The sequence below is a fragment of the Acidovorax sp. FG48 genome, assembly GCF_057809085.1.
Genome location: NZ_JBMDJH010000027.1, coordinates 42,424 through 51,322 on the forward strand (window position 1 = coordinate 42,424; position 8,899 = coordinate 51,322).

11 protein-coding genes are annotated in these 8,899 nt (G+C 65.0%); 9 read left to right on the plus strand and 2 right to left on the minus strand.

Going from position 1 to position 8,899, the window contains the following annotated elements; genetic code table 11:
* Positions 1-11: 11 nt before the first annotated feature.
* Complete coding sequence (gene rraA, locus ACODSU_RS23550; RefSeq protein WP_488845264.1) at positions 12-524, minus strand: ribonuclease E activity regulator RraA; 513 nt, start codon at positions 522-524, stop codon at positions 12-14.
* Positions 525-831: 307 nt separating this feature from the next.
* Here rraA and ACODSU_RS23555 point away from each other — a divergent pair, with 307 nt between their 5' ends.
* The 9 genes from ACODSU_RS23555 to hemP all read left to right on the plus strand — a co-directional run bounded on the left by ACODSU_RS23555 (position 832) and on the right by hemP (position 8,680).
* Positions 832-1,152, plus strand: a complete 321-nt coding sequence (locus tag ACODSU_RS23555) for an SWIB/MDM2 domain-containing protein (RefSeq protein WP_015014555.1) — start codon at positions 832-834, stop codon at positions 1,150-1,152.
* A 270-nt stretch (positions 1,153-1,422) separates the two neighbouring features.
* Entirely contained in the window at positions 1,423-3,645 is a 2,223-nt protein-coding gene (locus ACODSU_RS23560) for a TonB-dependent receptor (RefSeq protein WP_488845279.1), read from the plus strand.
* A gap of 66 nt (positions 3,646-3,711) precedes the next feature.
* The gene (locus tag ACODSU_RS23565) at positions 3,712-4,404 is read left to right on the plus strand and encodes a Fe2+-dependent dioxygenase (protein WP_488845266.1); all 693 of its coding nucleotides are present in this window, start codon (positions 3,712-3,714) and stop codon (positions 4,402-4,404) included.
* Between the two features lie 117 nt (positions 4,405-4,521).
* Entirely contained in the window at positions 4,522-5,664 is a 1,143-nt protein-coding gene (locus tag ACODSU_RS23570; protein WP_488845268.1) for an alpha-hydroxy acid oxidase, read from the plus strand.
* Between the two features lie 135 nt (positions 5,665-5,799).
* Entirely contained in the window at positions 5,800-6,072 is a 273-nt protein-coding gene (locus ACODSU_RS23575; protein ID WP_488845270.1) for a (2Fe-2S)-binding protein, read from the plus strand.
* A gap of 264 nt (positions 6,073-6,336) precedes the next feature.
* Positions 6,337-7,026, plus strand: coding sequence for an energy transducer TonB (locus ACODSU_RS23580; RefSeq protein WP_488845272.1), 690 nt, complete (start codon positions 6,337-6,339; stop codon positions 7,024-7,026).
* 25 nt (positions 7,027-7,051) lie between these two features.
* Complete coding sequence (locus ACODSU_RS23585; RefSeq protein ID WP_015014561.1) at positions 7,052-7,768, plus strand: MotA/TolQ/ExbB proton channel family protein; 717 nt, start codon at positions 7,052-7,054, stop codon at positions 7,766-7,768.
* Positions 7,769-7,771: 3 nt separating this feature from the next.
* Complete coding sequence (locus tag ACODSU_RS23590; protein WP_015014562.1) at positions 7,772-8,185, plus strand: ExbD/TolR family protein; 414 nt, start codon at positions 7,772-7,774, stop codon at positions 8,183-8,185.
* 270 nt (positions 8,186-8,455) lie between these two features.
* Positions 8,456-8,680, plus strand: coding sequence for a hemin uptake protein HemP (gene hemP, locus ACODSU_RS23595; RefSeq protein WP_422846979.1), 225 nt, complete (start codon positions 8,456-8,458; stop codon positions 8,678-8,680).
* On the opposite strand, the gene ACODSU_RS23600 is transcribed toward hemP, so the two are convergent.
* On the minus strand, positions 8,664-8,899 hold a 236-nt coding region (locus tag ACODSU_RS23600; protein WP_488845274.1), incomplete at its 5' end, for a hypothetical protein. The two genes, hemP and ACODSU_RS23600, sit on opposite strands and share 17 nt — an antisense overlap.

Sequence of the window (8,899 nt, forward strand, 5' to 3'; positions counted from 1 at the left end):
CACAGGAACCGTCAAGTAGTCAACGCCTGCGCGCTGACCACGATGCCGTCGGCATCGGCATACAGCCAGTCGCCGGGCCGCACCCACACGCCCTGGATCAGCACCGCCACATCGCGCTGGCCTTCGCCCCGGCGCTCGGTGGGCAGCGGCATCAGCGCCAGCGCCCGGATGCCCACGGCAGCGGCGTTCAGTTCGGCCACGTCGCGCACGCAGCCGTCCACCACCAGGCCCGCCCAGCCATTGCGCGCCGCAGCGGCCGCCAAGTTGCCACCCACCAGCGCGCGGCGCAGCGAGCCACCGCCATCCACCACCAGCACGCGGCCCTCGCCCGGCGACTCCACGGCGGCTTTGACCAGGGAGTTGTCTTCGTGGCATTTGACCGTGGTGACCGGGCCCGCAAACACCAGCTTGCCGCCATAGCTCTGGAAAACAGGCGGCAAGACGCGGAACGCACCGCTCACATCGGCCTTGTGCACATCGCAGAAATCGCAGGTGGAGAAGGGAGGGTTAGAAACTGCCGACATAGGGACAAAATCTTTCAAAGAGTGGGTCAGTGAAACGGGCCAAGCCAAGATTGTCTGCGCAATACAAGCCCTGACAGCCACGGCTCCACGCAGGCATAGGCCAGGCCACCCAGCCATGGGTTTTTGTCAAGACTGGCGCGGCCCTGCGGCGAATTGCTGCACGCTGCGCGGCGCCACCGCTACAAATCGAGGCAAAAAAAGCCGTTTCTCCCTTGGAAACGCGTTTTTTTCCCATTAGCATCGGCCTGCCAGTGGGAAAGCGTCGTTTTCGCTGGTAAAAATTTATTCCCAACAAGGACAACCCAACATGGCAACTGCAAAAAAAGCTCCGGCAACCACAGCCCCAGCAGCCAAGAAGGCCGCTGCACCCGCCAAGAAGCGGACCCCCAACGCCGCATTCATGAAGGCGCTCACGCCCAGCCCCGCGCTGGCCGCTGTGGTGGGCTCGGCACCTCTGCCGCGCACGGAGATCATCAGCAAGCTGTGGGTCTACATCAAGGCCAACAACCTGCAGGACGCCACCAACAAGCGCAACATCAACGCCGACGCCAAGCTCAAGGAGCTGTTCGGCAAGCCCCAAGTCTCCATGTTTGAACTGGCTGGCCTGATCGGCAAGCACGTCAAGTAAGCGCTGGCGCTTTGCGACCTGTGTCGCACCCGTAAAAGAACCGGCTCTGCCGGTTTTTTTACGTCCCAACCCTGTCGAAGTGTGGCGCGCTCGCATCAATGCAAATGAGAATGACCCGCATTTGATGTAACATAAAGCTGCACGACGACGCACAGCCATGTTGATCTAGCCACTGCCTCTCGCCTGCTCTTGGTGCCCCTGCGCGCCACCTGCACACCCCTATTGACGGAGGCCCTCTTGGCTAAATCTCGCGCCCAGCGCCGCAGCGGCATGCTGCGTTCTTCTCCCGCATTTGTTGTTTCTCCCGCTGCTGTGCCCTCGCAAGCCGCATCGTCCGACAAGGCCCTGCTGCCGCTGGGCGCGCTGATGCTGGCCGCCTCGATGGGCGCCATGGCGCAGACCAACACGCCAGAAACCACCTTGTCCACCGTGACGGTGAAGGAAACCGCCGAAATCCAGGGCAAGGACACCCTGCTCATCAAGAAGACCACCGTGGGCAAGGGCAAGCAGGACATCAAGGACATCCCACAGTCCGTGACGGTGTTCACCGAAAAGCTGATGAACGACCGCAACCAGGACGACTTCCGCGAAGTGCTGCGCACCACAGCGGGCGTGACCTTCCAGTCCGGAGAGACCGGTGAAGAAGATGTGCGCCTGCGCGGCTTTTCGCTGGGTCTGGCAGGCGACATCTACGTGGACGGCATGAAGGACGCTCCGCTGATCGAGCGCGACACCTTCAACAACGACCGCATCGAAGTGCTCAAGGGCTCGGCCTCCATGCTGTTTGGCAAGGGCTCGACCGGCGGTGTGGTGAACCAGGTCAACAAGTACCCGCTGCTGATCGACCAGCACGAAGCCGGCTACACGCTGGGCACCGGCAAGTACCACCGCGCCACGGGCGACTTCAACTGGGTGACGGGCGAGAACGCGGCCTTCCGCCTGAACGCCATGGTGCAGGAGTACGACAACTACGGCGCCAAGCAGGACAAGCGCGGCATTGCGCCCACGTTTGCCTGGGGCATCGGCACGCGCGATGAGTTCTCCATCGGCCTGTACTACCTCGAATCCAAGGGCCGCCCGCTCTACAACCACCCCTGGCGCCTCTCGGCCGACGGCAAGATCAACATGCCGCTGGAAGCGGGCAAGTACTACGGCCTGGCCAGTGACCACAACAACACCACCTCGCAGTACGTCACGCTGGGCCACATCCACCGCTTTGACGACAACGGCGAGCTGACCACGCGCCTGCGCTACGGCAAGTACGAGCGCGACCTGCTGGCCAGCACCATCGGCTTCCAGAACAGCGCCATCACGCTCGACCAGATCAACAGCAGCACCGTGCTGACCCGTGGCTCCAAGGGCCGCGTGGGCGAAAGCAACGTGCTGCAAGTGCAAAGCGACTACAACAACACCTACACCTGGGGCGGCAAGAAGCACGCGGTGCTGACCGGCGTGGACTATTACGACGACGACGCCAAGCGCAACCAGAACTACGCCAACACCACCACCCGCCCCACCACCACCGTGGGCACGCCCAACGACGGCGCCTGGGTGGCCGACGGCCGTGCACCGGTGCAGTGGAACACCTTTACATCGCGCAACCTGGGCCTGTACTTCCAGGACACCGTGTCGCTGACCGACACGCTCAAGCTCGTCGGCGGCCTGCGCTACGACAACTTCCGCGCCTCGTACCGCAATGCCGCAGGCAACCTGAGCAACTCGCGCTCCGACAGCCTGTTCAGCCCCCGCATGGGCCTGATCTTCCAGCCTGACGAGCTGACCTCGTACTACGTGTCGTACGGCACTTCGTACAACACCTCGGGCGACACCTACCAGTTTGGCAACCCCGGTGCCACCACGGCGCGCACGGCCAACACCGACCCGGAAAAGAGCCGCAACATCGAAGTCGGCGGCAAGTTCGAGCTGTTCGAGCGCCGCGCCCTGCTGGGTGTGGCCGCCTTCTACAGCCAGAAGTACAACGAGCGCAACACCGACCCCGACACCGCTGCCGCGCAAGAACTGCTCTCAGGCAAGCGCCACGCCACCGGCATGGAGTTCAACCTGGCGGGCCGCCTGACGCCGAAGTGGGAACTGTTCTTCAACCACACCTGGATCCCGTCGGCCAAGATCGACAAGAGCAACGTGGTGCTGGCCGCCAACGGCGGCGGCGCGCAGGTGCAGGGTGACCGACCCGGCCTCACGCCCAAGCACAGCGGCAGCGTGTGGAGCACCTACGCCGTCACCTCCAAGCTGCGTGTGGGTGCTGGCCTGACGTACCGCGCCAAGCAGAACCCCGAGGGCTCGCGCGCCGTGTACGCCAGCGGCTTTGCGGTGGTGGACGCCATGGCCGAGTACGCGTTTGACGACAAGACCTCGCTGAAGCTGAACGTGAGCAACCTGTTCGACCGCACGTATGCCGAAGGCCTGTACCGCGGCTTCTACACGCCCGGCGCTCCGCGCGCTGTGCAGCTGACGCTGAAGACACGGTTCTGACGCACCTCTGAAGTCCTTCGAATGAACCGGCCCCGGCACTGCCCGGGGCCGGTTCACAATGGTTCCATGTTCCTGCACATCCAAGACGTTCTCACCGCCGACGAGGTCGCGTTCTTCCGGCAAAAGCTCTGGGCAGCCGACGCCCCCTGGGTGGACGGCGCCCGCAGCGCGGGCGGCCAGGCGGTGCACCAGAAAAACAACCTGCAGCTCGCGCAAGCCAGCGAGCTGTCCGCGCAGCTCCAGGGCCTGGTCAAGGCCGCGTTGAATCGCAACGCCCTCTTCTTTTCGGCGGCGCTGCCGCGCCGCATCTACAACCCGCTGTTCAACAAGTACGGTGATGGCGCCAACTTCTATGGCAACCACGTGGACAGCGCCGTCATGCACTCGCGCGCCGACAACTGCTGGGTGCGCAGCGACCTGTCGTGCACGCTGTTCCTCACCCCGCCCGAGGACTACGACGGCGGCGAACTGGTGATTGCAGAAGCCCTGGGCGAGAAGCGCATCAAGCTGCCTGCGGGCGACATGATCCTGTACCCCAGCAGCACCGTGCACCAGGTCGCACCGGTCACGCGCGGCCACCGCGTGAGCAGCTTTTTTTGGGTGGAGAGCATGGTGCGCGGGCTGGAACAACGGCAGTTGCTGTTCGACATGGACATGGCACTGCTCAAGCTGCGCCAGACCCACGGCGACACCGACCCGTCGGCCATCGCGCTGTCGGGCACGTACCACAACCTGCTGCGCATGTGGGCCGATGTGTGAGACACCTCAAACGCCCAACCCCACGGCAGCGACCGGGGGTATGAGATACCCCAAAAACTACCATTTTGATAGCACCCAGCGCATGATCCACTAGCGCTTGGTGCTATTTTTGTTTGTATGACGCCACTTCCTGCACGCCACACCATCCCCTCGGGCCTGGTCACCCTGGCCGACCACGAGCAGCACGCGCGCACGCAGCTGGACGACAACGCCTGGGCCTACTTCAGCGGCGGTGCGGCCGACGAGATCAGCCTGCGCGCCAACCGCACGGCCTGGGACGCCCTGCCCCTGTGGCCCCGCGTGCTGCGGCCGCTGGCGGGTGGGCACACCCGCGTGCCCCTGCTGGGCCGCACGCTGGCGCACCCCATCCTGCTCGCACCCGTGGCCTTCCAGCGCATGGCGCACCCCGATGGCGAACTGGCCATGGCCTACGCTGCAGCAGCGCTGGGCGCGGGCGTGGTGCTCAGCACCCAGGCCAGCGTGTCGGTGGAGAGCGTGGCCCAGGCCGTGCTGCCCGACCCGGGGCGCGGCCCGCTGTGGTTTCAGCTCTACCTGCAGCCGGACCGGGGCTTCACCCAGGCGCTGGTGCAGCGTGCCGAAGCCGCCGGCTACGAGGCCCTGGTGCTCACGGTGGACGCCCCCACCAGCGGCGTGCGCGACCGGGAGCGGCGCGCGGGCTTTCGGCTGCCGTCCGGCGTGGGTCCGGTCAACCTGGCAGGTTCGCAGACACCTGCCTCCCCGCCGTTGAGCCCCGGCCAGAGCGCCTTGTTCGACGGCCTGCTGCACCATGCACCCACGTGGGACGACATCGCGTGGCTGCAGTCCATCACACGGCTGCCCGTACTGCTCAAGGGCGTGCTGCACCCCGCCGACGCGCGCCAGGCCGTGTCGGTGGGCGCGGCGGGCCTCATCGTGTCCAACCACGGCGGGCGCACGCTCGACACGGCCCCCGCCACCGCCACTGCCCTGCCCCGTGTGGTGCAGGCCGTGGGCGGCGCGGTGCCGGTGCTGGTGGACGGCGGCATCCGGCGCGGCACCGACGTGCTCAAGGCCATGGCACTGGGCGCATCGGCCGTGCTTGTGGGCCGCCCTGCCGTGTGGGGCCTGGCCAATGCGGGGGCGGCGGGCGTGGCCCATGTGCTGCGCCTGTTGCGCGACGAGCTGGAGGTCGCCATGGCACTGACCGGCTGCGCCACCCTGGCAGAGGCCACGCCTGCACTGCTGGAGGGGCAGGACGGAGCCCCATCGGGCCCAGGCTAAAGCGGGGGTATCGGTAACCGCCGGAGGCAGGTGTCACCTTCCCCCTGTCGGCAGGAATGATTTATTGCAAATGCGATAGATTCGTATTTATAATCTCAATCATCCTTTCAACAGCCAGCCACACTGCCTGCCGCCATGATCGTCTGTGTTTGCCGCCGGGTTTCGGACCGTGAGATTGCCCGCCATGCCCGTGCCGGCATGAGCTTCGATGAGATCCAGTTCGAACTGGGCGTGGCCACCCAATGCGGATGCTGCGAAAGCTGCGCCCGCGACGTGGTGGCGCAGTGCAGTGCTTCGCAACCGGTAGCCGCCTTGCGCAACGACGCGGCGCCACAGGCGATCCAGCTTGCCAGCTCCATTCTGAAAAGCAAGTCATGGAACTCCTCTCAACCCTCGCAGGCAGCCTGATCCTGGTCGCAGGATCGGCCTGGTGGATCTTTCGCAAATAATCCGGGTTTACCCGGCAGCGTCGGCCTGGTACTCCGTTTCATCAAAAGGTTGACGAAATGAAATCGATGCATTTGTTCGCCAAGCAAGGCGCAAACCGCAGTGATAGCTGTAGCTATCACGAGGATTTGCAACGCAGCATGGCGGACAAAGGTGCGATTTCATGTCAATTTTTTGGTGAAACGGAGTACTAGCTTGGGTCGGCGCTGCCTTTCCTTTCGTTTTATGTCTCACCCTGATCGTTTCGCCCCCCCTGGCGGTGTGAGCCGCAATGCCGTGATCGTCGGCTCCGTGGTGGCGCTGCATGTGGCAGGCATCTGGGCCCTGCAGTCCGGCCTGGTGCGCAAGGCGGCCGAAGTGATCGTGCCGGCCGAGCTGCTCAGCGAATTCATCGCACCGCCCGCCCCGCCCAAGGTCACCCCACCGCCACCGGCCCCTCCTCCACCGCCCAAGCCCGCCCCCAAGGCCGCGCCGCGCCCGGCCCCGATGCCGGTGGCGATTGCCGACCCTTCGCCTGCGCCCAACGCCCCCACGGGCATCACCACACCCCAGCCACCCGCGCCGCCCATCGAGGCCCCCGTGGCGCCCCCGGCCCCCGCGCCTGCGCCACCGGCACCCCCTGCACCGCCCAAGATCGAGCTGCCGTCCAGCGACGCGGCCTATCTCAACAACCCCAAGCCCAGCTACCCCGCCATCAGCAAACGCATGGGCGAGCAAGGCAAGGTAGTGCTCAGGGTGCTCATCGGCACCGACGGCGTGCCGCAGAAGGTCGAGGTCAACAAGTCCAGCGGCTTTGACCGGCTGGACCGCCAGGCCCAGGACGCCGTGATGCGCTGGCGCTTTGTGCCCGGCAAACGCAACGGCGTGCCCGAGGCCATGTGGAACCTCGTCCCCGTCAACTTTGTTCTCGAATAAACCAATCACCGCTCAGGGAGTTTTCATGGAATCGCAATTCGGCATCGCCAACGTCTGGATCCAGGGTGACTTTGTCACCCGCGCCGTCGCCATCCTGCTGCTGGCCATGTCGCTGGCCTCGTGGATCGTCATCCTCATCAAGGCGCTGGACATCATCAAGTTCAAGAAACACGCCCGCGCCGCCCAGGACTTCTGGCACAGCGAAGACTTTGCCGCTGGCCTGACCAAGCTGGGCGCCGACCCGACCAACCCCTTCCGCCACCTGGCGCTGGAGGGCCGCGAAGCCACCGCCCACCACCGCAATACCAAGGCCCATCTGCACGACAGCCTGGACGTGAGCGACTGGGTGACCCGCTGCCTGCGCAACTGCATCGACGAGTTCACTGCCCGCCTGTCCTCGGGCCTGGCCATCCTGGCGTCGGTGGGCTCCACCGCACCGTTCATTGGCCTGTTTGGCACCGTGTGGGGCATCTACCACGCGCTGCTGGCCATCGGCACATCGGGCCAATCCACCATCGACAAGGTGGCCGGCCCCATCGGCGAAGCGCTGATCATGACCGCCCTGGGCCTGGCCGTGGCCATCCCGGCAGTGCTGGGCTACAACGCGCTGGTGCGCGGCAACAAGTCCATCCTGAACGGCCTGAACAGCTTTGCCCATGACCTGCACGCCTACTTTGTGACCGGCGCCCGCGTGAACGCTGGCGAGCCCGGCAAGGTGCTGCCCATGAAGAAAGGCAGCTAAGCCATGGCCTTTGGAACCCAAGACGACACCGATGACGTGATGAACGAGATCAACATGACGCCTCTGGTGGACGTCATGCTGGTGCTGCTCATCATCTTCATCATCACCGTGCCGGTGATGAAACACGCGGTGAACGTGGACCTGCCCCGCGCCACCAACCAACCCGAGAACGTCAAGCCCGAGACCGTGCGCCTGTCGGTGTCGGCCGATGGCAAGTTCTTCTGGAACGAGTCCCAGGTGTCGGAAGAGGAACTCTTCCCCCGCCTGCAGGCCGAGGCCGCCAAGGAGCCCCAGCCGGACCTGCACATCCGTGGCGACAAGAACGTGCGCTACGAATTCGTGGCCCAGGCCATGGCCGCCGCGCAGCGCGCTGGCGTGCGCAAGATCGGGTTTGTGACGGACCCACAGGGGCAGTAAAGGCACGGTGACAGCTAGCTGCAGCCCCCTGCGCGTGCTGCGCGCCCTGCCAGCCTACCCACGGGGCACGCGCTGGCGGGCGGCAAAGAGGTTGGGCTTTTGCAGCGGGCTCATGGCCTGCTTACCCGGCGCCCGCAGCGCACAAAGCCCCCGGCCTTGCGCCTGATGCAGGTCGGGCGCAGGAACAAAAAGAAACACACTCTTCGCTTGACTTGTAATTGCGAATCGTTATCATTAACAAAACGCACTGCAATGACCCAGGAAACCTCCATGCAAGCCTCCCTGACTTCCGCCCCGCTCCGCCGCACTGCGTCTGCCGACCCGGCGGGCGCCCCGGCATCTGGCGAGGCATCGTCCTCCGGCGCGCAGGGCGCCACCGCCGCGCTGGACAGCAGCGTGCTGCTGCAAGGCCACAAGACGGTCGCCATCAGCCACAACGGCTCGGTGTACCGCCTGCAGGCCACCAAGCTGGGCAAGCTCATCCTGACCAAATAGTTTCATCGTGGGGCGACTCCCGGGCTTGCAACAAGCTCGAAAGGGTCGTTTTTGCCAGCCAACGGGTTTGCGCCCGCGTAGCCAGGCTTTTTTCTGCCCCCGACCCCGCCAACAAAAAACCGGCCCACAGGCCGGTTTTTTTATGCTCCCACAGGGTTTTGAAGCGGCGGTTTAAACAACGAAGTGCACGTTGCCAAAAGGTAGGCCCAGACAAGTAAG

Bases quoted from the DNA above. Each gene is read 5' to 3' on its own strand.
- ACODSU_RS23575 (WP_488845270.1), top strand. From the start codon at position 5,800: ATGATCGTCTGTGTTTGCCGCCGGGTTTCGGACCGTGAGATTGCCCGC.
- ACODSU_RS23570 (WP_488845268.1), top strand. From the start codon at position 4,522: ATGACGCCACTTCCTGCACGCCACACCATCCCCTCGGGCCTGGTCACC.
- ACODSU_RS23555 (WP_015014555.1), top strand. From the start codon at position 832: ATGGCAACTGCAAAAAAAGCTCCGGCAACCACAGCCCCAGCAGCCAAG.
- ACODSU_RS23565 (WP_488845266.1), top strand. From the start codon at position 3,712: ATGTTCCTGCACATCCAAGACGTTCTCACCGCCGACGAGGTCGCGTTC.
- hemP (WP_422846979.1), top strand. From the start codon at position 8,456: ATGCAAGCCTCCCTGACTTCCGCCCCGCTCCGCCGCACTGCGTCTGCC.
- ACODSU_RS23580 (WP_488845272.1), top strand. From the start codon at position 6,337: ATGTCTCACCCTGATCGTTTCGCCCCCCCTGGCGGTGTGAGCCGCAAT.
- ACODSU_RS23590 (WP_015014562.1), top strand. From the start codon at position 7,772: ATGGCCTTTGGAACCCAAGACGACACCGATGACGTGATGAACGAGATC.
- ACODSU_RS23585 (WP_015014561.1), top strand. From the start codon at position 7,052: ATGGAATCGCAATTCGGCATCGCCAACGTCTGGATCCAGGGTGACTTT.
- ACODSU_RS23560 (WP_488845279.1), top strand. From the start codon at position 1,423: ATGCTGCGTTCTTCTCCCGCATTTGTTGTTTCTCCCGCTGCTGTGCCC.
- rraA (WP_488845264.1), bottom strand. From the start codon at position 524: ATGTCGGCAGTTTCTAACCCTCCCTTCTCCACCTGCGATTTCTGCGAT.